Here is a 22,099-nt window from a genome sequence, read left to right on the forward strand (position 1 = left end):
CGGACACGGGGAACGCTCCGGCGCAAGCCGGAAGCTGCCTGAGAGCGCGCTCACCACAGCACACTCACAAGCAACGGATTCCTTGCTCTCGTCGCACAGGCGCCGATGGAACTCGTCCATGATGACGGCCATACGGGCGTGCCTGGTGAGGATCGAGGCCGCAATGGCGGGGACGTCCGGGGGCCTGTCTCCGCCGGCCCAGTCACGGACGAACCGGTCACGGTCCACGCCGCCGCGTACTCGCTCGGCCAGGTGGTGGTTGACCAGGTGCGCCGCGGTGTAGGCGCGGTCGTAGTCGCGGTGCCGTGTGAGGAAGTCCGCCTCCGCCGCGGAGAGTTCGAACCGGGAGCTGAGGGCGAGGCCGAAGTCGGAGAAGTACAGGCGGTGGCCGTCCGTCAGGACGTTGTGGAAGTGGACGTCGAAGTGGACGAGACGCCGGCTCCGCATGAAGGCGACCGTCTCCGCCAGTTCCGCGTCCACCCGCGCGTACGCGGAAAGGTCCTGTCCGGGCAGCCAGGCGGCGAGGGTATGGGGAACGTGCTCCAGGAAGAGGACCACGCTCGCCGGGGAGCTGCGGATCGCCTCCAGCCGCTCCCGCACGGCCGGTGAGCCCTCCCAGTGGCCCACCGCGCCCTCCAGGTCGCCGAACTCGGCGAACACGGCGCTCTCGGAGGGGGGCGGGCCGGGCAGCACCCGCCAGTGGTACGGCAATGGGAAGCCCTGGTGCTCCTCCCCCAGCACCCAGTTGGTCGCCATGGTGTGGGCGGCCAGCTCGCGCCAGGCCCCGAAACCGGCCGACCCCAGTCCGTACTGGTAGAAGGCAGGCAGGCCGAAGAGGTTCGCGGTGGACATGACGTTCTCGGGACGCAGTTCGGGCTCGGTCAGGGGCACCTTCTCGACGAAGACCCGTACCCCCTCGATCTCCAGCGCCGCCGACGCGCCGCCGATCCCCGCCCCCAGCCCGCTCGCCCCGTCCACGAGGTCCCCGAGCCGGCGGTCGCCGAGCAGGGCGAGGTGGGTGGACACCTTCGAGTACGCGGCCACGCGCGCGGTACGCGCCGGGTCCGGACGGGTCATCGGGGCTCCTCGGTGCGCTGGGCCGGGTATGGCGGCGTACATCCGGCGTGCATCTGATCGCGCCGGACTCTACACACCGGCACCTCCTCGCCACGACCTACCGTCCCGAGCCGGACCGGATGCGGGGACGGCCGAGGGGGCGGCCGAGGGGGCGGGGCCGCCACGCTCCAACAAATCGGTTGCCCTCCCGGACGGCCCTCTGCTGGACTTCTTGCGACGGCCGACCGATCAAGGAGAAGGAAATGCGCGAAGCGTTCATGTTTTCCCGGAAAGGAAATTCCATCCATCCAGAGGACATGACGCTTGGTGAGAACACCCGACCCAACGACTTCGGCACGGGTAGACGCCGGTAGGACAAGCCTGGCCGGGCGGCTGCTCCACGCCGTCAAGGCCGACGACAAGACCGGCGCCGCGGCCCGGCACGCCGTCCTGCGCCACCTTCGCCCTGGACGCCGCTCCGCCGTGGCCCTCGCCGCCGCCGTCGCCGCCGCGACGGCGCTGCCGCTGGCGGCGCCCCAGCTCACCCGTCGCTTCGTCGACGACGCGATCGGCGGCGCGAGCACCCGCCACCTCACGCTGATCGCCCTCGGCTACCTCGCGCTCGCCGTCGCCGGGCAGGCCGCCCGCATGGCCACCGCCTGGCTGGCGAGCCGTCTCGCCTGGGACGGCACGAACCGGCTGCGGGAGAGGCTCGCCGAGCACGCGCTCGGCCTCGACATGGCCTGCCACGGTCGGCGCACACCCGGCGAGATGATCGAGCGGGTGGACGGCGACGTGGTCGCCGTGGCCGAGTTCGTCGTCGCCTTCCTGCTGGACGTCGTGGCCGGCCTCCTGCTCCTGGCCGGGGTGCTCGTCGTCGTGTTCACCGTCGACGTGCGTCTCGGCGGTGTGCTGCTGGCGTACTGCGCGCTGATCGGGTTCGGCATGGCCCGCGCGCAGCGGCTGGCCGTACCGTCGGCCACCCGCTCGCGGGCGGAGAGCGCGGCGCTCTTCGGCGGTCTCGAGGAACGGCTGGCCGGTGTGGAGGACATCCGGGCCAACGGCGCCGGGGAGCACGTCGTGAACCGGTTCCACCGGGCCTCCGCGACCCTGTACCGCGCGGAGTTCCGGGACGCGCGGATCGGGACCGGCATCCTCGCGGGCACGGCGGTGGCGTTCGCGGCCGGTACGGCGATCGTGCTCGGCCTCGCCGTGTGGACCAGGGAGTCCGGGACGCTCACGGTCGGCACCGCCGTGCTGCTCTTCCAGTACACGCAGATGGTGCGCGTGCCGTTCGAGCGGCTGATCGACCAGCTGAGGCGGTACCAGGCGGCGCTGGCCGGCATCGCGCGCATCGGCGACCTGCTGGCCGAGCGGCGCACGCTCCCCGCGCCCGCCGACCCGCTGCCGCTGCCCGCGTCCGGGCCGCTCGCCCTGCGCCTCGAAAACGTGGGTTTCGCGTACGCCGACGACGACGAGCCGGTCCTGTCCGACGTCACGATCACGCTGGCGCCGGGCGAGACGCTCGGCCTGGTGGGCCGTACGGGCAGCGGCAAGACGACCGTCGCCCGGCTGGTGCTGCGCCTGTACGACCCGACCGAGGGCGCCGTCCGGGTCGGCGGGCTGGACCTGCGGGACGTCGATCCCGCGTCGATACGCGCACGGATGTGCGTGGTCACCCAGGACGTGCAGCTCTTCGCCGCCAGCGTCAGGGACAACCTCACCCTCTTTCGGCCACTCGCCGGAGACGACCGGCTGCGCGCCGTCCTGGCCGGTGTCGGCCTCGGCGACTGGCTGGCGGCCCTGCCCGACGGGCTCGACACCGAGCTGGGCGGCGGTTCGCGAAGCGGCCGGGGAAGCGGCGTCTCGGCCGGGGAGGCACAGCTGCTCGCGTTGGCGCGGGCGTTCCTGACCGACCCCGGGCTCGTCGTGCTCGACGAGGCGTCCAGCCGGCTCGATCCGGCCACCGAGCGGCGCGTCGAGGAGAGCGTCGACCGGCTGCTCGCCGGCCGGACCGGCGTGCTCATCGCGCACCGGCTCTCCTCCCTGTCCCGGGTGGACAAGATCGCCGTCATCGACCGGGGCAGGGTCGTGGAGTACGGCCACCGCGAGGACCTCGTCGCGGACCCGCGGAGCCGGTTCGCCCGGATGCTGGACGTCGCGGGGGTGGTCCGGTGAGGCCCGCAATGCCGGATGCCCCGGGGGTGGTCCGATGAGACCCGTGATGCTGGTGGCCACCCGCCTCGCCCGCTTCGACCTGCGCCGCTACCTGATCGGCGCCCTGCTGTGGATGCCGGTCAGCGTCATCCCGCTCGCCGGCGGGCTGGTGCTGCAGCGGCTCTTCGACCAGATCGGCGGGCAGCGCGCCGCGAGCCTGGAGCAGTCGCTGTGGCTGTGCGCGGCGTTCGTGGGCGTGGAGGTGGTCCGCGGCCTGGTGCTCGTCGTCGCGTGGTCCTACGGGGTCTACTGGTGGACCGCCGCCGCGACCCTGCTGAGGGCCAACGCGTTGCGCTCGATCCTCACCGCGCGCGGGCCCGCGGCGACCCGGCTGCCGCACTCGCCGGGCGAGGCGGTCGCCCGCTTCCGCGACGACGTGAGCGACCTGGTCAACCTCACCGACGAGAGCGTCCCGTTGGCCGGTTCGGCTCTCTTCGGCGGCGCCGCCCTGGTCATCATGGCCTCCGTCGATCCTGTCATCACCCTGGTGCTGGTGGTGCCGATGATCGCGGTCGGCGCGCTGAGCCGGCTGCTGAACGAGGTGATCCGGCGGCTGCACCACCGTGCCAGGGTGCTCGGCGCGGCCGTCACGGCCCACATCGGCGAGACCTTCGCCGGCGTGCTGGCGATCAAGACCGCCGGGGCCGAGGACGCGGTGCTGGAGCGGCTGCGCGAGCACAACCGCGGGCGGCGCGACGCCGCCGTCAAGGACCGGCTGGCGACCGACATGCCCGCCGCCGCGACGGGCGCGGCCGTCGAGATCAGCACCGGTCTCGTACTGCTCCTGTGCGCGCCGGCGATGCGCCGCGGCGACTTCACGGTGGGCGACCTCGCGCTGTTCACCACCTATGTCGGCTGGCTGACGGCGCTGCCGCGCACCATCGGCGCGATCCTCCACCGCCTGCCCCAGGGGGCGGTCGCCACCGAACGGCTCACCCGGCTGATGGCTCCGTACGAGGACGCCGGCGACCTGTCGCGCGGCGGCGACGTCTGGTTCCACCAGGAGCCGCCTCCCGCCGCGTCGCCGCCGGATCACGGCGACCCGCTCCGGGTCGTCGAGGCGCGCGGGCTGACCGTGCGCCACGAAGGGAGCGGCCGCGGCGTGCGGGCGGTCGACCTGCGGGTGGCGCGGGGGTCGTTCACGGTGATCACCGGCGCCGTCGGCTCGGGCAAGACGACCCTGGTACGCGCCCTGCTCGGCCTGGTACCGCTGGACGCCGGGACGATCACCTGGAACGGCCGGCCCGTCGACGACCCGGGGACGTTCCTGGTCCCCGGCCGCGCGGCGTACGCCAGCCAGGTCCCGCGGTTGTTCTCGGAGTCGCTGCGGGAGAACCTGCTCCTGGGCAGGTCCGCGGACGACGACCGGCTCGGCCTGGCGCTGGAGCTCGCGGCGTTCGAGGAGGACCTGGCCGGGATGCCCGAGGGCATGGACACGGTCGTCGGTCCCCGTGGCGTACGGCTGTCCGGTGGCCAGGCGCAGCGGGCGACCGCGGCACGGGCGCTGGTCCGGGCCCCGGACCTGCTCGTCGTCGACGACCTGTCGTCGGCCCTGGACGTGGAGACCGAGAGGCTGCTCTGGGACCGGATCGCCGATGCCGCCCGCGACGGGCGCGGCCCGGGAACGCTGCTGGTGGTCTCCCACCGGCAGGCGGCGCTGGAGCGTGCCGACCAGGTCGTCGTCCTCGACCGTGGCCGGGTCGCAGGCCAGGGCCCGCTCGGCGAGCTGCTGGAGAGCTGCCCGGAGATGCGGCGGCTGTGGAGCGAGGAACGCGTCGCCGAGGCCGGGGAACGACCGGAGAGGGGGGAGAGATCGGAGAGCGGCGCATCGGGCGCGACGTAGCGAAGTAGCGTGGCGGACGGCCCGGCACGCGGCCTCCGGTCGCCGGTCGGGGCCGGCGGGGGCGTCGTCCGGCGCCGCCGCGCCCCTTCCACGGTTCACGGGCCGGGGAGCCGCCGCGCCCCTCCCACGGTTCACGGGCCGAGAAGGGACCGTCCGGCGCCGCGGCGATCACGGTCGCGGTTCATGGACCGAGGGAAGGCGCCGCCCCGGCGCCGCCGCGCCCGTTCGCGCCCGTTCGCGCGGTCAGGAGGGGGCGCCGGCCGATCCGGCCGCCGGGAACTCGCCGCCGCCCGCCACGTGCCCGATCAGTTCGAGCACGGCCTGCCGCCCGCCGTTCGCCTCGGCCCAGCGGCTCACCCGGCACGCGGCCTTGGCGTAGAGCCGCTGATCGGCGCTTGCGGCACGCAGCCAGTCCTCAAGAGTCTCGGGCAGCGCCTCCTTCGAGTCCACCAGGCACCGGTCGCGGGCCGTCTCGGGGGCCAGGTAGCGCGGATCGCCGGACACCAGGACGGCGAGTCCCTCGTCGAACCACTGCGGGACCCGCCGCGATCCGAGCCTGGCGTGCAGCTCGACGTGCGACATCTCGTGCGAGGCGATCACCGGGTCGATGCCGCGCGGCGACAGCATCACCGTGCGGCTCAGCACCGCGATCCCCCGTTCCCCTCCCCCGCCGATCCTCCGGTAGCACGCGCTGGTCACGCAGGCCAGCACGCCGGGAGAGCTCTCACGCTCGCCGTAGAAGTCCTCCACCCGCCGGGCGGCCGCGTCGACCACCTCCGCCACCTGCCGTTGCCGCGCCGCGGGCAGGTCCGGCTCGACGTACAGGCCCGGCCTGATCCGCTCCATTCCATAACAGCCGGGACAGGTCGTGGCGGCGACCGACGGGAAGGCGACCGCGACCCCTGCCGGCACGGCGACGATCAGCGCGCCGAGCAGGGCGAGCAGCCACCCCCCTCTCCTGCGGAGGGTCCACCGACGGTGTCGATCCATCACGTCACTCCTGTCGCCGATGAGGTGAGGACTCCGGAGAATTCTCACCCACGAGCGACGATTCCCTGCCATCACGGGAGTCCCCTCTTCGACAGGCCATCACCACCCGAGGAGACGAAGATGCCCGCGCAGAAGCCCGCGCAGCCGCTCGACCACACCTTCACCGCGCCGATCGAGAAGGACGGGGCCTTCGCCACCTTCGTGACCGTGCCGGGCTCCGCCGAACTCCTCGGGACGAGGCGGGCCGTGAAGGTCGGCGGGACGATAGACGGCCACCCGTTCACCGCCACCCTCATGCCGTCGGGCAACGGTCCGCACTGGCTTCCCATCAGGGCGGCACTGTGCAAGCTCATCGGCAAGGACCAGGCCGGCGCCGAGGTGACGTTTCACCTCGATCAGCGGTTCAGCTGAACCGCCCGCGCCGCCGCACCCGGACCGTGGCGCGCGCCGGGCTCAGGGCAGCGAGGCGGGCAGCCCGAAGCGGACGAAATGGTCGGAGCCGATGAACGAGGTGATCCCGGCGATCCGCTCGCCGCGCAGGGTGAACACGTTGACCGACCAGGCGAGGTAGGCGGCGGCGTCCTCGTCCCAGCGGTAGCAGCCCACTCCGGGCTGGCCGTTCGCGCCGGCCGGGAGATGCCGCCAGCTTCCGCAGCTGGTCAGCGGGACCCGCACGGCGAAGTCGGTGACGGCCTCCAGGCCGCGGTACCAGTGCGCCATCGGCGGCATCGACCAGGTGACGTCCTCGGTCAGCAGCGCGACCAGGGCGTCGGCGTCCCCGCGTTCCAGCGCGGAGGAGTAACCGGCGACGACCTCCCGTACCCGGGCGTCACCGATCTTCCGCAGCGTCGGCTGCTGGGTGCGGGGGAAGACCTTGTCCGCGACGACCCTGCGCGCTCGCGCCAGGGCGCTGTTCACCGACGTGGTGGTGGTGTCCATCATGGTGGCGATCTCGGCGGCGGAGAAGCCGAGGACCTCGAACAGCAGCAGCGCCGCCCGCTGGTTGCCCGGCAGGTGCTGCAGGGCCGCGACGAAGGCGAGCTCGACGGCCTCGCGCTGCTCGTAGCGTGCGCCCGGACCGGCCGGATCGTCGGTGAGACCCGCGTCGGGGTAGGGGCCCAGCCAGGCGACGTCGGTCAGCGGGGCGTCGCCGAGCACGGCGCGCTCGCTGGAGGGGCCGAGGTCGACGGGCATCGCCCGCCTGCCCCGGGTGGCGACGATGTCCAGGCAGGCGCGGGTGGCCACGGTGTAGAGCCACGAGCGCAACGAGCCGCGGCCCTCGAAGCGCGCGAGTCCCCGCCAGGCCCGCAGCAGGGCGTCCTGCAGGGCGTCGTCGGCGTCGTGGGCGGAGCCGAGCATGCGGTAGCAGTGGGCGTGCAGCTCGCGGCGCAACGGCTCCACGAGGCGGGTGAACGCGGCGTCGTCCCCGTCACGCGCCCGGGTCAGGTCGTCCTCACCGTCACGCTCCCGCACCGGGTCCATGTCCATGTCCGCGTCCGTTTCCGTCTCCGTGTCCGTCTCCGTGTCCGCGCCACGTGCCCGGGTCAGGTCGTCCTCACCGTCACGCGCCCGGATCGCGTCCGTATCCGCGCCACGCGCCCGGACCGGGCCGGCGTCCCCGGCGTCCCCGGCGTCTTCCGCCGCCTCGCCCACTGACCACGAAGAAATCTTCCTCACGAACGACGATTCTGCCTCACGCCGGAAGTCTTCCCCTCTGAGCACCACAGCGCTGTCCCAGACCGCTCCAGGAGATTGCCATGAACCCCGCGACGATCGTCACCGCCGATTACCTCAAGGTCCCCGACGCCACGCTCTACTACGAGGTACGGGGTCAGGGGCCCCTCGTGGTGCTCGTCGGCGCCCCGATGCACGCCGCGCACTTCGCGCCGCTGGCCGGCCTGCTCGCCGACGACCACACCGTGCTCACCACCGACCCCCGGGGCGTCAACCGCAGTACCCTCGACGAACCCGGCCAGGACTCGACCCCGCAGATGCGCGCCGACGACCTCTCCCGGCTCCTGACCCATCTCGACGCCGGTCCGGCCGCGGTCTTCGGTTCCAGCGGCGGCGCCGTCACCGCGCTCGCGCTCGCCGTCGCCCACCCCGAGCAGGTGCGCATCGTGATCGCGCACGAGCCCCCGCTGAACCGTTTGCTCGACGACCCCGAGAAGCGCGACGCCGCGGTCGAGGACATCATCGCCACCTACGTCTCCGGCGACGTCGCGGGCGCCTGGGCCAAGTTCATGATCAACGCCAACATCCCGATGCCCGAGTCCCAGGAGCCGGCGGACGGTCCCGCGGAGGCGCCGGCCGAGCCCGATCCGCAGGAGGCCGCGGACGAGCGCTTCTGGTTCCTGCACGAGATGCGCGCGACCACCCGCTGGGAGCCCGACATCGCCGCCCTGCGTGCCGGGCCGGGCTCCCTCGTGGTCGGTATCGGGAAGGAGTCGGCAGGCCAGCTCTGCGACCACGCGTCGACCGCACTCGCCGCGGCGCTCGGTACGAAGCCGACGTACTTTCCCGGCGGCCACATCGCCTTCGCCGACGACCCCGACGGGTTCGCCCCCCGGCTGCGCGAGGTCCTGCGGGAGAACGAGGTCCCGAAGGAGAACTGAGCGACGACGCCGTGAGCACGTACGAGAACGCGTGAGAACGCACGGCCACGTGCTCGCATGTGACGGATCCCGCTGCGGGGGCGGGGATCCGTCACGGCGGGGGCGGGGGCGGGGATCAGGCGAGGTTCAGCTGCCAGGAGACGCCGAAGCGGTCGTTGGTCCAGCCGAAGCGCTTGCTGAAGCCGTAGGAGCCGAGCGGCATCAGCGGCTGGCCGTTCTCCGAGAGCGCCGCGTACAGGCGCTCGATCTCCGCCTCCGACTCGCACTGCACGTACAGCGAGATCGACGGGGTGAAGCCGAAGGCGTGCTGCACGTTGCTGTCGATGGCCATGTACTCCCGGCCCGCCAGCGTGAACGTGGCGTGCTGCACGCTGCCCTCCACGCCTGGCCCCTCGGGGCCGTAACGGGCGATGGCGAGGATCTCGGCGTCGTCGAACAGCGACGTGTAGAACGTCAATGCTTCCTCGGCGGTGCCCTGGAACATCAGGAAAGTAGTGATCTTCTGCGACATCGGGTGAACTCCTGGCAGGGGTGTGAGAGACGAGGATGCCCCCGGCCACGGGGGCGGTCTGCTCGCCGGCGGCTCCGGCGCCGGATTCGCCGAAAGCCTAGAACGTGTGCTCGATAAATATTTCAGCATAAACTTATATAAGTCAAACATGATGCAGAGGACATTGCGATGACAGAGAGTGAAATCGAACCGGTTTCGGTGTCACGGCGAATCCCAGCGCCTGCGTCCCGGATCTTCGACATCCTGACGGACCCGGCCAGACACATCGATCTCGATGGCTCCGGCATGTTGCGCGGCGCTGTTTCCCCTCAGGTCGTCTCCGGTGTCGGAGACGTGTTCACGGTGAAGATGCACTATCGGGAGCTCGGTGACTACGAGATGATCAACCACGTAGTTGAGTACGAGACGAACCGGCGCCTGGCCTGGGAACCGGAAGCGGGGCTCGGCCACCCCGACTCCCTTCCTGAAAGCTCGTCCGCACGCTGGGGCCATCGATGGGGGTTCACCCTGACTCCAGATGGAGCCAACGCCACAACCGTGACGCACACCTACGACTGCTCCCGTGTCCCCGAAAAGACTCGAAAGAACATGGACAACGGCAGGGCGTGGATCGTCAGCATGACAGCGACACTGGAACGACTCGACGCGCTCTCGACCGCTCGTTAGAGCATCACCGTGTGACGCAGAAGGTCCACCGGTGGTCACAAAGCCGCAGGGGACTGATCGCCGATCATTTCAAGCAGTGCGGCGTGCGTCTCGTGGTCGGCCGCCGCGACAAGCCCGCCCGCGCCGGTGTACAGCGGCCGGCCGTGGATGCCCGTCACCACGCACCCGGCGGCCTGGCACAACGCGATCCCGGCGGCGAAGTGCACGTTGTCCCGCGGGTGGCCGTCGGTGACGTACGCGGCTCGCCTGCCGGCGGCGACCCAGGCCAGCGCCAGGGTGGTGGACAGGACGCGCGGGTGGAAGCGCTCGGCGAACCCGGGGTCGGCGAGCAGCCGGACCGCCCGGAAGCCCGGCTCGTTCGGGAACGGCGGGTCGAGGTTGAGGTCCACCAGCCGCGACTTGGACGACGGCACGAGTTCCTCGTCCACGCCGTCGCGGCGGACGTGGGCGCGATCGCCGTCCGTCCAGAACACCTCGTCGGCGAACGGGTCGGCCGAGGCGGCCACCGTGAGGTCCCGGCCGACGCGCAGGGCGACGTTCACCGCGACCAGCGTGGTGCGCGCGGCGTAGTTCAGCGTGCCGCACAGGGGGTCGACCAGCCACATGCGTTCCGCTCCGGCCGAGTCGGCGCGTCCGCTCTCCTCGCCCGTCACGGCGTCGTCCGGCCGGGCGGCGCGAATGACGTCAAGAATGGCGGTCTCCGCGTCGACGTCAGCGGATGTGGCGAAGTCGGTCGCGGTTTTCTCGAAGCGCTCCAGCGACGCACCGTACATGGCTCTTACGACAGCGGCTCCCGATCGCGCTGCCGCGACGGCCAGTTCCTCGTCCGTGATCGGCATGTGGACAGGATAGGCGCGGTTCTTCACCGTTCGATCGGCGGGATCGGCGGGCACGCGGCCCACATTCGGCTGTTTCACGACTCGCCGTGACCAGGAGGCAGGAACCCGCGCGAAGCCCGCGCGCGGCTGCCGACGGCCAGGCGCCCCCTTTGACCTTGCGGGCGAGATGACCGAGATGACCGGCGAGGGCCGGGCTCAGGACGGGGTCAGGACGGGCTGCCGTCGGCGGAGGCGACGAGGCGGGCGGCCAGGGCCCTGACCTCGTCACGCAGCTCGGCGGGAGTGATCACGGCGAACGGCCAGCCGAGCCCGGCGAGCATCTGCGCCATCCCGTCCAGCCGCTCGGCCCTGGTGTCCAGCAGCACCCCGCCGGGGGTCTCGGCCAGCGTCGCCGTGGCGGCGGGGATCCGCGCGGAGGCCTCCTCCAGGGTGGTCTCCAGCAGCACCCTGACCTCGTACCGATAGGGAACCGCCGACAGTGACCCGACCACGTGGGCCACCGGGTCGAAGCCGTCGGGCACCTGGAAGCCCCGTTCGGTGTGCACGGCGCCCGCCACCCGGTCCACCCGGAACGTCCTGATCTCCCCGCTGCCGTGGTCGAGCCCGGCGACGTACCAGCGGCCGGAGTGGAAGACGATGCCGTACGGGTCGAGATCGCGCTCGGAGGCGTCGCCGCGCCAGGAGCGGTAGGCCAGCCGGACGGTGACCCGGCGCCGGGCGGCGCCGGCGAGGGCGAGCAGCGGTCCCGCCTTCGGGGTGCTCACCTTCGGCGCCGCGTTCCCGGTGTGGCCCAGCGTCTCCGACACCGCGTCGACGCGCTCGCGCAGCGGGCGCGGGAGCACCCGCTGGATCTTGGCCAGCGCGCTCTCGGTCGCGGCCTCCCCCACCGCCAGCCCGGTCCGCCGCCCGGCCAGCAGCCCCAGCACCACGGCGGTGGCCTCGTCGTCGGTGAGCATGAGCGGCGGGAGCTTGTAGCCGGGCAGCAGCCGGTAGCCGCCGTGGCGGCCCCGCTCGGCCTGGACCGGCACCCCGAGCTCCGACAGCCTCACCGCGTAGCGGCGGACCGTGCGTTCGTCCACCTCCAGCCTCGCGGCGAGGTCGGGGCCGGTCAGGCCGGGGACGGCCTGCAGCAACTCCAGCAGCGCGAGCACCCGGGCGGCGGTCATCTGGATTCCCCTCAAAATCAGGACCGATACTGTCCTGATTCGATTCTAGGGTGAGACCAGGCGAACAGAGGAGAGACATCATGAGCACGTACGTCCTGGTCCCCGGTTTCTGGCTCGGCGCGTGGGCCTGGGAGAAGGTCACCGGCCCGCTGCGCGAGGCCGGGCACGACGTCCACCCGGTCACGCTCACCGGCCTCGGCGACAGGGTTCACCTGGCGGGCCCCGAGGTCGACCTGGAGACCCACATCCAGGACATCGTCAACACCATCGTCTTCGCGGACCTGACCGAGGTGATCCTCGTCGCCCACAGCGGGGCCGGCGGCCCGGTCACCGGCGCGGCCGATCGGATCCCCGAGCGCGTCGCCCGGATCGTCTACGTCGAGAGCGGGCCGACGGCCGACGGAATGACCCATCTGGACCTCCACGAGCCCGGGTGGCGGGCGTTCATCGAGAGGCGGGTCGCCGAGCGGGGCGACGGGGTGCGCTACCCGTTCCCCTCCTGGGAGGAGCAGGAGGAGGCCGGGGCCGGCCTGGAGGGACTGGGCGAGGCCGAGCGGGAGTGGCTCGCCTCCCGCGCGACCCCGCAGCCGTACGGGACGATGACCCAGCCGCTGGTGCTCAAGGGCGGCACGGACGCGCTGCCCAAGACGCTCGTCACCTGCTCGTTCCCGCTGGAGCAGGTGCACGCCATGATCGCCTCCGGTTACCCCTTCTTCGCCGCGCTCGCCGGGCCCGAGTGGAGCTTCGCCGAGGTGCCGACCGGGCACTGGCCGATGGTCTCCAGGCCGGAGGAGACCGCCGCCGCGCTGGCCGCGCTGGCGGGCTGAGGGGGCCGGGGCGTCGCGGGGGCGAGAGGACATTTGTCATGGGTGGTTCCGGATCGATGGATCTGCCCCGGGTAACGCGCTCTCCGTAGCGTCGTTCACATGACGAATGACGCGAACGACGCGGTGTCCCTCAGGGACGTGACCAAATGTTTCGGGGCGGTGCGCGCCGTGGACGGCATCAGCCTCGACATTCCCGCCGGGCAGACCGTCGCCCTGCTCGGCCCCAACGGCGCGGGAAAATCGACCACGATCGGGCTGCTGCTCGGGCTGCTGGCCCCCGGCTCCGGGACGGTGCGCGTCTTCGGTGACTCCCCCGAGAACGCGGTCCGGAGCGGGCGGCTGGCGGCGATGCCCCAGGAGGGCGGCCTCGTTCCCCGGACCACGGTCCGCGAGCTGGTCGGTTTCGTCTCCGGGACCTACCGGTCGCCACTCCCGCTGGAGAAGGTGCTGGCGACCGCCGGGCTGGAAGGGCTGGCCGGCCGCAGGATGGAACGGCTGTCGGGCGGCCAGGCGCAACGGGTCCGCTTCGCGCTGGCGCTGGCCGGGGATCCCGACCTGATGTTGCTGGACGAGCCGACCGCGGCGCTGGACGTGCGGGCCAGGCGGGAGTTCTGGGAGAGCATGCGCGCCTTCGCCGCGCGCGGCAAAACGATCGTGTTCTCCACCCACTACCTGGAGGAGGCCGACGAGTACGCCGACCGGGTGGTGGTGATCGACCGGGGCCGGATCGCGGCCGACGGTACCAGCAGGGAGATCAAGCGCCTGGTCGCGCTGTCCACGGTCAGCGTCACCGCCACCGGGGAGGCCGCCTCGCTGGAACGCCTGCCCGGGGTCGTCTCGGCCGAGATCCGGGGTGGGCGGGCCCACCTGCGTACCCGCGACGCCGACGCCACCGTCGTGGCGCTGGCGGCGGCGGGAGCCGTACGAGACCTCGAAGTCGTCCCCGCCGCGCTCGAGGACGCCTTCATCGCGCTGACAGAGCTGACAGAGCTGACGGAGCCGGCAGAGCCGGCCCCCGGGGCAACGGCGCTGACGGAGGTGGAGGCGTGATGCTCGGCTACATCCGCCTGGAGTTCACCAGGACCCTCCGCGACCCGGGATACGTGATCATGGGTTTCACGATGCCCGTGACGATGTACCTCCTCTTCACCAACCTCGGCGTGACGGGCGACGACCGCGTCCTGGCCGCCCTCTACCTGATGGTCAACATGGCCGCCTTCGGCGCGATCGGCTCGGCCTTCAACAACGGCAGCGGCATCGCAGAGGACAGGTCGGCGGGCTGGCTGCGGCAGCTGCGGATCACTCCGCTGGCCCCGGCACGGGTGGTCGCGGGCAAGGCGGCCACCGGCATGCTCGTGGTACTGCCCGTGATCATCGGTGTGTCCCTGGCGGCGGCGCTGCTCAACGGGGTGCGGATGGAGACCTGGCAGTGGATCTCGATCGTGCTCCTGCTCTGGGCAGGCTCGCTGCCCTTCACCCTGCTCGGCCTGGCCTTCGGCTACCTGTTCAGCGGCCAGACCGCCTCCGTGCTCAACATCGCGGCCAACATGTCGATGGCGATCATCGGGGGACTGTGGCTGCCCGCCGAGGCCTTCCCTTCCTGGTTGCGGGCCGTCGCGGAGTGGACGCCGAGCTTCGGCTACGCCGACCTGTCGCGAAAGGTCGCCTTCGGGCAGGCACCCGAGGTGGGCGCGGCGCTGATGCTGACCGGCTGGCTGGTCGCCTTCGGGATCCTGGCGGTATACGGCTACCGCCGGTCCGGGCGCGTGGGGTGAGCCGCGTGATAGGAGTGGCCGGGTGAGCGGGAAACCGGAAGGACCGCGAGAGGCGCGGCAGGGGAGACTCGGGGCGCCGGAGGCGGCGGGCCGGGGAGGACCTGAAACGGTGAAACCAGGAGAGCCGGGGAGGGCCAGGCGGGGAGGGCCGGGAGAGCTCGCCTTCTACCCGTGGCTGCTGCTCGTCTACCCCCCGATCAGCGACCTCGTGGCGGGGCAGGTGCGGCCGGTGCCGCCCGCCGCGCTGGGGATCGCCGCCTTCTCCGTCCTGTACGTGCTGTGCATCCGGTTGTCCTTCCGCGACCGGCGGCGCGCGGCGGCCGTGGTGCTGACTGGGCTGCTGGTGGTGGCCTTCCTGCTGCTGGCGGGGTTCGCGCACAACTGGTTCTACCTCGCGCCGCTGATGACCATCGCCTGCGGGGCCGTGCTGCGCGGGAGGTCCGTCTACCTCCTCCTCACGACCCTGACGCTCGCGCTGGTCGTGGTGATGTGGCGCGCGGGGGCGAGCTGGGCGAGCATCTCCCTGGCCACCTGGGGGACGGCCACCGGTGGCCTGGTGGTCAGCATCGTCCTGAAACTGTTCTCCGTGATCGCCGAGCTCCAGGAGACCCGCGAGGAGCTGGCCCGCGCCGCGGTGGCCGAGGAGCGGCTGCGGTTCTCCCGCGACCTGCACGACCTGCTCGGGCACACCCTGTCGGTGATGGTGGTCAAGGCTGAGGCCGTACGGCGGCTGGCCCCCCGCGACGGCGAGGCGGCGGCGCGGCAGGCCGCCGACATCGAGGCCGTCGGCAGGAAGGCGCTGACCGAGGTGCGGGCCGCGGTCACCGGTTACCGTGGCCGGGGGCTGGCCGCCGAGCTGGCCTCGGCGCGTACGGTCCTGGCCGACGCGGACATCGCCGCCACCGTCACCGTCACCGGGGAGCGGCCGGCACCGGAGGCCGACGCCCTGCTGGGCTGGGCCGTGCGGGAGGGGGTGACCAACGTGGTCCGCCACAGCGCCGCCCGCACCTGCGAGATCACCCTGGAGGGAACGATGCTGGAGATCCGCGACGACGGGCGGGGGCGTGGCGGGAGCCCCTTCGGCAACGGCCTGCGCGGCCTGACCGAGCGGGTCGTCGCGCTCGGCGGGACCCTGGAGACCCGCGACCGCGACGGCTTCCTGCTGAGGGTGACGCTCCCGTGAGCGCTCCTGACGCTCCCCTGATCAGGGTGCTGCTGGCGGAGGACCAGGGCATGATGCGCAGCGCGCTGGCCCTGCTCCTCGACCTGGAGGACGACATCGAGGTCGTCGCCACGGTCACCCGGGGCGACGAGGTCGTGCCCGCCGCGCTCACCGCGCGCCCCGACGTCGCCCTGCTGGACATCGAGATGCCGGGGAGCAGCGGCCTGGACGCCGCGGCCGAGCTGCGGGACCGGCTGCCGGGTTGCCGGGTGCTGATCCTGACCACGTTCGGCAGGCCCGGCTACCTGCGGCGGGCGATGGAGGCGGGCGCCGCGGGGTTCCTGGTCAAGGACGGCCCCGTGGAGGAGCTCGCCGCGGCGATCCGCCGGGCCCTGGCGGGCGAGAAGGTGATCGACCCCGCGCTGGCCGCCGCCGCGCTGAGCGCCGGTGCCAGCCCGCTGACCGATCGCGAGCGGGACGTGCTGGCCGCGGCGGTCGACGGCGCGACGATCTCCGACATCTCCCGGCGGCTGCACCTGTCGGAGAGCACGGTGCGCAACTACCTGTCCGCCGCGATCGGCAAGACCGGCACCCGCAACCGCATCGAGGCCGCCCGCGCCGCCCGGCACAACGGCTGGCTCTGAGCCGCCGGCGCCGGGACGGGCCGGGACGGGACGGGGCCGGGACGGGACGGGGCCGGGACGGGACAGGGTCAGAGGGCGGGCACCGGGGCCGGGGTGGGAGCGGGGACGGGTGCCGTGGCGTCCTCGGTGAGCCAGTCGCGCATCATCGCGTAGGTCTTCTCCGCGATCAGCTTCTGGCCCGCGGCGTTGGGGTGGAAGAAGTCCCACTTGCTGAGGTGGCCGACCGTGAACCGCTGCCTGAAAACCTCGTTGCCGTCGAACCGGCAGGCGGGGCCGTACGCCGCGCAGACCCTGGCGAGCGCGACGTTGTAGGCGGCCACCCGGGCGCGCACGCGGTCGCGGCGCGCCCGGTCGGCCGCCGAGGTCGAGGTGGGCCGCGCCAGCATGGTGGGGCAGATCCGGCCCACCGCCCAGAACCCGCGCGCCACCGGGTTGCCCTTGCCGATCTGCCACAGCCGCTTGATGTCGGGGATGCTCGCCACGAACACCCGGCCGCCGGGCCGCCCGGCCCGGAACAGCGCCAGGGCCTCGGCCACCCGCCGCTCGTAGACGGCCACCGGGGTCATCCGCCGCTCCTCGGACACGCAGGCGTCCTGGGCGCCGATCAGCACCGTCACGTAGTCGGCACGCCTGCCGACCGCGCGGGCCACCTGCCCGGCGAGGTCGGCGCTGGTGGAGCCGGGGACGGCGAGGTTCACGTTGTGCCCGGCGACGGCCGCGTCCAGGGCGCGCAGCCTCACGTACTGGCTCCGGACGCCCTGGTGGTCACCGGTGGACCAGGAGCGTGAGGTGCAGGTGAGGTACCAGCCGCAGGCGTTGAACCCGGCGCTGATGGAGTCGCCGAGCGCGGCCATGACCACCGGCCGCCAGGGTTGCGCCGCCTGGACGGTTCCGGCCGGGACCAGCCAGGCGGTCGTAAGGGCGCCCAGCCCTGTGAGTGCTGTCACAGTCGTGCGAAGCATGACACCTCCGCTGAGAGATCGCGTCTGCTTCGGATGTATCACCGCAGGCCAGGACAGTACGGCCCATTGACCGAGTACCTTGGTTTTCTTGACACCACGTGGCGGGTGTGCTGACGGGAGAACCGCCGTCGAACACGTTCAGTTTCCCGCATAGAGTGGCGGGGGTGAGTGTAGCGCTCGGATCAACCCGTCCTCTCGTGGTGACGACCACCCCCGTCGACGACCCCGGTGACCTGTTCGCACGACTGCCGGAGACCGCCCCCTACGCCTGGGTCAGGCACGGGGAGGGCCTGGTCGCCTGGGGTGAGGCCATCCGCCTGGCCGTGCCGCCCGGCCCCCGGCGTTTCGACTGGGCCCGTGACCGGCTCTCGGATCTCTTCGGCGAGGCGCACGTCGACGACGACGTGGTGGCGCCCGGCTCGGGCCCCGTCGCCTTCGGCTCGTTCACCTTCGACCCGGAGGCCCGCGGCTCGGTCCTCGTCGTCCCCCAGACCATCCTCGCCCGCCGCGACGGCCGCGCCTGGCTGACCACCGTCGGCGAGCGGCGGCTCGACGCGGTCACCCCGCTCCGCACCCCGGGCAGGATCCGGTACGGCGACGGCAGCCTGACCGCGCCCGAGTGGGAGCACGCCGTGGCCAGGGCCGTCCGGCGGATCAGGTCGGGCCACCTGGAGAAGACCGTGCTGGCCCGCGACCTGACCGCCGTCGCGGAGCGGCCGATCGACGTCCGGCTGCTGCTGGCCCGCCTGGCCGACCGCTACCCGGAGTGCTACACCTTCTCCTGCGCCGGGCTGGTCGGCGCCACCCCCGAGCTGCTGGTCCGGCGCACCGGGGAGACCGTCGAGTCCCTGGTGCTGGCCGGCACGATCGCGCGGGGCGCCGACCAGGCCGACGACGTGGCGCGCGGCACGGCCCTGTTCACCTCGGAGAAGAACCGCCACGAGCACGCCTGCGCGGTCGCGTCGGTGCGCGAGGCGCTCGACCCGCTCTGCGCCGAGCTGAAGATCCCCGAGGAGCCCGAGCTCCTGGTGCTCTCCAACGTCCAGCACCTGGCCAGCCCGGTGAGCGGGCGCCTGTCGGACGGGGCCTCGGTCCTGGACGTGGTGGCGGCCATGCACCCGACCGCCGCCGTCGGCGGCACCCCCACCGGGGCGGCCCTCGGCGTCATCCGGGAGCTGGAGGGCATGGACCGGGCCGGGTACGCCGGGCCGGTCGGCTGGATCGACGCGCGCGGTGACGGGGAGTGGGGCATCGCGCTGCGCTGCGCCCAGATCGAGGGCCCCAGAGCCCGCCTGTTCGCCGGCTGCGGCATCATGGGCGACTCCGACCCCGCCTCCGAGCTCGCGGAGGCCCAGGCCAAGCTCCGCGTGATGCAGTACGCCCTGGAGGGCTGACCCTCCGGGCTGACGCGCCGTCGACCAGGCAGTTGCCGTGTGGTCTGGTGACCACCCGGCAAATGGGCGTACTCTCACAAGGGCAATACATCGGACATTTCCGGCAAGAAAACGATATTTTCTCCAGCTCGGCGCCTCTCGTCGCCGTACGGCCGGTCAACTCTGTCAGGGAGAGGAAAACATGGCCCTACTGACCACCGCCCGTCTCACGGTGCGTGACTGGAGTCCCGACGACGCCGCTGAGGCCCTCGACATCTACGGCGTCCCGGAGGTCACCCGGTGGCTGTCCCCGACGATGACGCAACTCGAAGGCGAGCAGGCGATGCGCGCCACGCTGGAGTCCTGGACCCGCAGCCGCAGCGCCCTCACGCCCCCGCTGGGCCGCTGGGCGATCGTCCGCAACTCCGACCAGCGGGTCGTCGGCGGCCTCTCCCTGCGATACCTGCCGCCCGACGAGGAGGACATCGAGATCGGCTGGCAGCTCGCCCCCGACGCCTGGGGGAAGGGCTACGCCACCGAGGCCGGCCGCGCCCTGGCCGCGTGGGCGTTCTCCATCGGCGCCCACGAGCTCGTCGCGGTCGTCCGGGTGAACAACGACCGCGGCGCGGGAACGGCCAAGCGCATCGGCATGCAGTGGGTCGGGGAGACGGACAAGTACTACGAGACGCGCCTCAACGTCTACCGGCTCTGGCCCAGCGACCTCTCCCCCGCCGACAAGGACCCGCTCCGGCCCTGAGACGCCCGGCTCCAACGCTCCGGCCGACGCTCCGTCGTCTCGTACGCGACGGCGTCGTCGGCCTTACCCGTCTCCCCCGCCGGCCTGTCGGACGAGCCTCTTCAGGCGGGGTGTCCGCCCGGAGAAGGGAGACCTCATGACAGCACACCGTCATCCGGGGCCGGTGCGGGAAGATATTCGGCGTGCCCGCTCCGGCGCGCCCGGAGAGCGGCCGTGAGCCGAGGTGCGGCGGCACGGTCCACCATCGTGAGGCCGTCATCGACCGAGACGAACCTGTACTCGTCGAGCTCGTCATGCTGCAGCTTGATTCGATCCTCGCTCAGGACCCCGCAGTCGAACAGGAAGTACATGAGCGGGCGGGGCCGATCGTCTCGTGCCGGAACCCAGTCGACGACCAGCAACGAACCCACCCTGAGATTCACTCCCAGCTCTTCGCGGATCTCGCGGGCGCACCCTTCATGGGGAAACTCGCCAGCGTCGAGCGCTCCACCGGGAAAGAGCCAGAACGGCCGGTAATTGGGCTTGACCAGGAGAATCCGGTCCGCCGCGTTGGTGATCAATCCTCCCGTCGCGGCATACGCCGTCGACAACGAGGCGTACCAGATCTCAGGGGGAACCCATTGCCGGCCGGCCATTCCCCGACCCTAACCGCCGATCCCTGCGTCCGGAACGACGGTGATCGAACCACCCATGGCTTGTCACGCCCCGGCAAGGGCGGATCGCTACGCGAAGGCGACGACGGCGTACCGCTCGTCCTGGACGGGCCGCCCCCACAAGGTGGGGTCAAGGAGTGGCTCGACGCGCGACGTCCTGACCAGCGGGCGCAGCGCCCGCGCGAGCCGCTCGGCCTCGACCCCGCCCGCCCACGGCATCGCCTCCGATTCCGCCCCGCGGGACTGCTCCTCGCCCGGCTCGGCGCTCGCCCAGCGCCCCTCGATGAGCACCAGACGCCCTCCAGGGCGCAGCAGGCCGGCCCATCGGCGCAACGCCTCCCGCGGATCGGGCAGGGTCCACAGCAGGTGACGGGAGAGGATCACGTCGAAGGACGTCCCCGCCCGCGCGGGCGGGTCGCTCGCGTCGCCCACCATCATCACGGCGTCGAAGCCGGCCTCCGCGAGCTTGCGCCGGGCCCGCTCGACCATGAGCGGCGCGAGGTCCACCCCGACCGGCCGATGGCCCTGCTCGGCGAGCACCAGGGACAACGAGCCGGTGCCGCACCCCAGGTCCAGGACGTCGGCGGGCGGATCAGGCATCCACGACCGCAGACGCTCCGCCCATGCGGCCCTGACTCCTGGATCGCGAAGGCCGTGGTCGGCCTCCTCGTCGAAAGAGGCGGCGGAAGCGTCCCAGAAGGCCGCGATCGAAGCGCTGTTCTCCGGCATCAGCCGATCATGCCCTGTGGCACCGACAAGAACGCGTGCCACCCCGAAGCGCCCTTTCTCCCGCCGGGCGACTTCGACATCCGGCATCGTCTCGACCGGGCTGTGATGCCACGGCCGATGCCCACGACCGTCGACAACCCGGTAGCCGGTGAGGGGCTCCCTCTTCGGAAATCGGCGGCGTCGAGCCTGACTTCCTGACCTGCAGCGGTGCCGGCCAAAACCGCGCTGCGGTAACCGGCCTCAGCGGCCTCTCCTCCGCCAGGGAAGCCCGCGGATCGTCTTTCGCCCCTTACGGTTCGTAGGTGCCGTCCGCGCGGGTTCCCGGCACCTCGTCAAGGCGGGGTATGGATGAGAGCAGGCAGATTGAGGGTTCTAGTCTGGGGAGATGGCATTCATTCCACGCCACACGTCGGCCGCGGCGGCACTCGCTCTACTCAGCGTGACCGGCGTCGCCGCGGTGACGGTCGCGGCGTCCCCGCCGGTGACTCCTGCCCCGGGCACCTCACAGGCGTCCCCAACGGCGACCCCCGCCCCAGGCGCATCACAGGCGTTCACCGCCACGGTGACGCCGGTGTCCCCGGACCAGCTCCGGTATTCCTGGCGGCGGGGATGCCCGGTGCAACCCGACGACCTCAGGATGATCAGCATGACCTACTGGGGCTTCGACGGCAGACCCCATACGGGAAAGATGGTGATCAACGAATCGGTGGCCGACCAGGTCGTCTCGGTCTTCAGGAAGCTGTACGGTCAGCGCTTTCCCATTCGGCGGATGCAGCCGGTGGAGGTCTACAAGGGCAGCGACGACGCCTCCATGGCGGCGGACAACACCTCGGCCTTCAACTGCCGGCGCGTCGGGACCACCGGCAACTGGTCGCAACACGCCTACGGCCTGGCAATCGATGTCAACACCCGAGAGAACCCCTACATCCATCCTTATCCGGGCGGCACCGTCGATCCCCCGAACGCGAAGGACTACGTCCGGCGTCCCCTGGATCGGCCAGGAGTCATCAACCCCGGTGACAACGTGGTGCGCGCGTTCGAGAAGATCGGCTGGGGCTGGGGCGGATCATGGTCGACCGCGAAGGACTACCAGCACTTCTCCCAGAACGGACGATGACGCCTTCGCGCTGAGATCTCCCGGTGCCGTGCCACGGTGGGAGCCACCGGCGGCCGTTTCGACGGCGCGGGACCGCCGGACGGTGAGCCCCGGCCGGATATGAGCCGGGGTCGACGTCACCGCGCGACGTGGCCGAGAACGTCCGACGCGAGCGGGGAATCTCCCATGAGCAAGGCTCTGACCTGGCCCTTGGCCAC

General features: G+C 72.1%; 22 protein-coding genes. 13 read left to right on the forward strand and 9 right to left on the reverse strand.

What is annotated here, in order from left to right; translation table 11 throughout:
- The coding region (locus ACTOQ2_RS41625; protein WP_440107189.1) for a protein kinase family protein at window positions 1-1,077 on the reverse strand (1,077 nt) is incomplete at its 3' end.
- Between the two features lie 306 nt (window positions 1,078-1,383).
- Here ACTOQ2_RS41625 and ACTOQ2_RS41630 point away from each other — a divergent pair.
- Together ACTOQ2_RS41630 and ACTOQ2_RS41635 are read left to right on the forward strand one after the other, a co-directional pair.
- A complete protein-coding gene (locus ACTOQ2_RS41630; RefSeq protein WP_440107191.1) occupies window positions 1,384-3,234 on the forward strand; it encodes an ABC transporter ATP-binding protein in 1,851 nt (616 codons plus the stop codon).
- Window positions 3,235-3,268: 34 nt separating this feature from the next.
- Window positions 3,269-5,116 (forward strand): ABC transporter ATP-binding protein, encoded by a 1,848-nt coding sequence (locus tag ACTOQ2_RS41635; RefSeq protein WP_440107193.1) that lies wholly within the window; start codon window positions 3,269-3,271, stop codon window positions 5,114-5,116.
- 243 nt (window positions 5,117-5,359) lie between these two features.
- Here the strand turns inward: ACTOQ2_RS41635 and ACTOQ2_RS41640 are convergent, their stop codons facing one another.
- Window positions 5,360-6,106, reverse strand: a complete 747-nt coding sequence (locus tag ACTOQ2_RS41640; RefSeq protein WP_440107195.1) for a hypothetical protein — start codon at window positions 6,104-6,106, stop codon at window positions 5,360-5,362.
- Between the two features lie 120 nt (window positions 6,107-6,226).
- Between ACTOQ2_RS41640 and ACTOQ2_RS41645 the strand changes: the two genes are divergently transcribed.
- Window positions 6,227-6,517 (forward strand): DUF1905 domain-containing protein, encoded by a 291-nt coding sequence (locus tag ACTOQ2_RS41645; RefSeq protein ID WP_440107197.1) that lies wholly within the window; start codon window positions 6,227-6,229, stop codon window positions 6,515-6,517.
- Between the two features lie 42 nt (window positions 6,518-6,559).
- On the opposite strand, the gene ACTOQ2_RS41650 is transcribed toward ACTOQ2_RS41645, so the two are convergent.
- Window positions 6,560-7,783 carry a sigma-70 family RNA polymerase sigma factor gene (locus tag ACTOQ2_RS41650; RefSeq protein WP_440107199.1) on the reverse strand — a complete coding sequence of 408 codons (1,224 nt, stop codon included), beginning with the start codon at window positions 7,781-7,783 and terminating at the stop codon, window positions 6,560-6,562.
- An 80-nt stretch (window positions 7,784-7,863) separates the two neighbouring features.
- Here ACTOQ2_RS41650 and ACTOQ2_RS41655 point away from each other — a divergent pair, with 80 nt between their 5' ends.
- Window positions 7,864-8,721: an alpha/beta fold hydrolase gene (locus ACTOQ2_RS41655; protein ID WP_440107201.1), complete on the forward strand. Its 858-nt coding sequence runs from the start codon at window positions 7,864-7,866 to the stop codon at window positions 8,719-8,721.
- 115 nt (window positions 8,722-8,836) lie between these two features.
- Here ACTOQ2_RS41655 and ACTOQ2_RS41660 read toward each other — a convergent pair whose 3' ends face one another.
- Window positions 8,837-9,232 carry a VOC family protein gene (locus ACTOQ2_RS41660; protein WP_440071490.1) on the reverse strand — a complete coding sequence of 132 codons (396 nt, stop codon included), beginning with the start codon at window positions 9,230-9,232 and terminating at the stop codon, window positions 8,837-8,839.
- Window positions 9,233-9,400: 168 nt separating this feature from the next.
- Here ACTOQ2_RS41660 and ACTOQ2_RS41665 point away from each other — a divergent pair, with 168 nt between their 5' ends.
- A complete protein-coding gene (locus ACTOQ2_RS41665; RefSeq protein ID WP_440107203.1) occupies window positions 9,401-9,898 on the forward strand; it encodes a hypothetical protein in 498 nt (165 codons plus the stop codon).
- 35 nt (window positions 9,899-9,933) lie between these two features.
- On the opposite strand, the gene ACTOQ2_RS41670 is transcribed toward ACTOQ2_RS41665, so the two are convergent.
- Window positions 9,934-10,737, reverse strand: a complete 804-nt coding sequence (locus tag ACTOQ2_RS41670; protein ID WP_440107205.1) for an inositol monophosphatase family protein — start codon at window positions 10,735-10,737, stop codon at window positions 9,934-9,936.
- A 206-nt stretch (window positions 10,738-10,943) separates the two neighbouring features.
- A complete protein-coding gene (locus ACTOQ2_RS41675) occupies window positions 10,944-11,903 on the reverse strand; it encodes a helix-turn-helix transcriptional regulator (protein ID WP_440107208.1) in 960 nt (319 codons plus the stop codon).
- 80 nt (window positions 11,904-11,983) lie between these two features.
- Here ACTOQ2_RS41675 and ACTOQ2_RS41680 point away from each other — a divergent pair, with 80 nt between their 5' ends.
- The 5 genes from ACTOQ2_RS41680 to ACTOQ2_RS41700 all read left to right on the forward strand — a co-directional run bounded on the left by ACTOQ2_RS41680 (window position 11,984) and on the right by ACTOQ2_RS41700 (window position 16,311).
- Complete coding sequence (locus ACTOQ2_RS41680) at window positions 11,984-12,730, forward strand: alpha/beta fold hydrolase (RefSeq protein ID WP_440107210.1); 747 nt, start codon at window positions 11,984-11,986, stop codon at window positions 12,728-12,730.
- A 99-nt stretch (window positions 12,731-12,829) separates the two neighbouring features.
- Window positions 12,830-13,780: an ABC transporter ATP-binding protein gene (locus tag ACTOQ2_RS41685; protein WP_440107212.1), complete on the forward strand. Its 951-nt coding sequence runs from the start codon at window positions 12,830-12,832 to the stop codon at window positions 13,778-13,780.
- Window positions 13,780-14,505 (forward strand): ABC transporter permease, encoded by a 726-nt coding sequence (locus ACTOQ2_RS41690; protein ID WP_440107214.1) that lies wholly within the window; start codon window positions 13,780-13,782, stop codon window positions 14,503-14,505. The genes ACTOQ2_RS41685 and ACTOQ2_RS41690 overlap by 1 nt, the downstream gene beginning before the upstream one ends.
- Window positions 14,506-14,614: 109 nt before the next feature.
- Entirely contained in the window at window positions 14,615-15,688 is a 1,074-nt protein-coding gene (locus ACTOQ2_RS41695) for a sensor histidine kinase (protein ID WP_440107216.1), read from the forward strand.
- Between the two features lie 17 nt (window positions 15,689-15,705).
- A complete protein-coding gene (locus ACTOQ2_RS41700) occupies window positions 15,706-16,311 on the forward strand; it encodes a response regulator (protein ID WP_440107253.1) in 606 nt (201 codons plus the stop codon).
- Between the two features lie 68 nt (window positions 16,312-16,379).
- On the opposite strand, the gene ACTOQ2_RS41705 is transcribed toward ACTOQ2_RS41700, so the two are convergent.
- Window positions 16,380-17,258, reverse strand: coding sequence for a GDSL-type esterase/lipase family protein (locus tag ACTOQ2_RS41705; RefSeq protein WP_440107217.1), 879 nt, complete (start codon window positions 17,256-17,258; stop codon window positions 16,380-16,382).
- Window positions 17,259-17,437: 179 nt separating this feature from the next.
- Between ACTOQ2_RS41705 and ACTOQ2_RS41710 the strand changes: the two genes are divergently transcribed.
- Together ACTOQ2_RS41710 and ACTOQ2_RS41715 are read left to right on the forward strand one after the other, a co-directional pair.
- A complete protein-coding gene (locus tag ACTOQ2_RS41710) occupies window positions 17,438-18,667 on the forward strand; it encodes an isochorismate synthase (protein ID WP_440107219.1) in 1,230 nt (409 codons plus the stop codon).
- Between the two features lie 181 nt (window positions 18,668-18,848).
- Complete coding sequence (locus tag ACTOQ2_RS41715) at window positions 18,849-19,403, forward strand: GNAT family N-acetyltransferase (RefSeq protein ID WP_440087350.1); 555 nt, start codon at window positions 18,849-18,851, stop codon at window positions 19,401-19,403.
- Between the two features lie 134 nt (window positions 19,404-19,537).
- Here ACTOQ2_RS41715 and ACTOQ2_RS41720 read toward each other — a convergent pair whose 3' ends face one another.
- Window positions 19,538-20,038 (reverse strand): NUDIX domain-containing protein, encoded by a 501-nt coding sequence (locus ACTOQ2_RS41720; RefSeq protein ID WP_440107221.1) that lies wholly within the window; start codon window positions 20,036-20,038, stop codon window positions 19,538-19,540.
- Window positions 20,039-20,125: 87 nt separating this feature from the next.
- Window positions 20,126-20,785 (reverse strand): class I SAM-dependent methyltransferase, encoded by a 660-nt coding sequence (locus ACTOQ2_RS41725; protein ID WP_440107223.1) that lies wholly within the window; start codon window positions 20,783-20,785, stop codon window positions 20,126-20,128.
- 616 nt (window positions 20,786-21,401) lie between these two features.
- On the opposite strand from ACTOQ2_RS41725, the gene ACTOQ2_RS41730 reads away from it, so the two are divergent.
- The gene (locus ACTOQ2_RS41730; RefSeq protein WP_440107225.1) at window positions 21,402-21,902 is read left to right on the forward strand and encodes a M15 family metallopeptidase; all 501 of its coding nucleotides are present in this window, start codon (window positions 21,402-21,404) and stop codon (window positions 21,900-21,902) included.
- Window positions 21,903-22,099 lie beyond the last annotated feature (197 nt).

It is taken from the genome of Streptosporangium sp. H16 (assembly GCF_051918855.1).
Classification (GTDB): domain Bacteria; phylum Actinomycetota; class Actinomycetes; order Streptosporangiales; family Streptosporangiaceae; genus Streptosporangium.

Excerpts from the sequence above, each read along its gene's own strand:
- ACTOQ2_RS41635 (WP_440107193.1), top strand. The coding sequence starts at position 3,269 with ATGAGACCCGTGATGCTGGTGGCCACCCGCCTCGCCCGCTTCGACCTG.
- ACTOQ2_RS41640 (WP_440107195.1), bottom strand. The coding sequence starts at position 6,106 with ATGGATCGACACCGTCGGTGGACCCTCCGCAGGAGAGGGGGGTGGCTG.
- ACTOQ2_RS41645 (WP_440107197.1), top strand. The coding sequence starts at position 6,227 with ATGCCCGCGCAGAAGCCCGCGCAGCCGCTCGACCACACCTTCACCGCG.
- ACTOQ2_RS41655 (WP_440107201.1), top strand. The coding sequence starts at position 7,864 with ATGAACCCCGCGACGATCGTCACCGCCGATTACCTCAAGGTCCCCGAC.
- ACTOQ2_RS41660 (WP_440071490.1), bottom strand. The coding sequence starts at position 9,232 with ATGTCGCAGAAGATCACTACTTTCCTGATGTTCCAGGGCACCGCCGAG.
- ACTOQ2_RS41665 (WP_440107203.1), top strand. The coding sequence starts at position 9,401 with ATGACAGAGAGTGAAATCGAACCGGTTTCGGTGTCACGGCGAATCCCA.
- ACTOQ2_RS41670 (WP_440107205.1), bottom strand. The coding sequence starts at position 10,737 with ATGCCGATCACGGACGAGGAACTGGCCGTCGCGGCAGCGCGATCGGGA.
- ACTOQ2_RS41675 (WP_440107208.1), bottom strand. The coding sequence starts at position 11,903 with ATGACCGCCGCCCGGGTGCTCGCGCTGCTGGAGTTGCTGCAGGCCGTC.
- ACTOQ2_RS41680 (WP_440107210.1), top strand. The coding sequence starts at position 11,984 with ATGAGCACGTACGTCCTGGTCCCCGGTTTCTGGCTCGGCGCGTGGGCC.
- ACTOQ2_RS41685 (WP_440107212.1), top strand. The coding sequence starts at position 12,830 with ATGACGAATGACGCGAACGACGCGGTGTCCCTCAGGGACGTGACCAAA.
- ACTOQ2_RS41690 (WP_440107214.1), top strand. The coding sequence starts at position 13,780 with ATGCTCGGCTACATCCGCCTGGAGTTCACCAGGACCCTCCGCGACCCG.
- ACTOQ2_RS41715 (WP_440087350.1), top strand. The coding sequence starts at position 18,849 with ATGGCCCTACTGACCACCGCCCGTCTCACGGTGCGTGACTGGAGTCCC.
- ACTOQ2_RS41720 (WP_440107221.1), bottom strand. The coding sequence starts at position 20,038 with ATGGCCGGCCGGCAATGGGTTCCCCCTGAGATCTGGTACGCCTCGTTG.
- ACTOQ2_RS41725 (WP_440107223.1), bottom strand. The coding sequence starts at position 20,785 with ATGCCGGAGAACAGCGCTTCGATCGCGGCCTTCTGGGACGCTTCCGCC.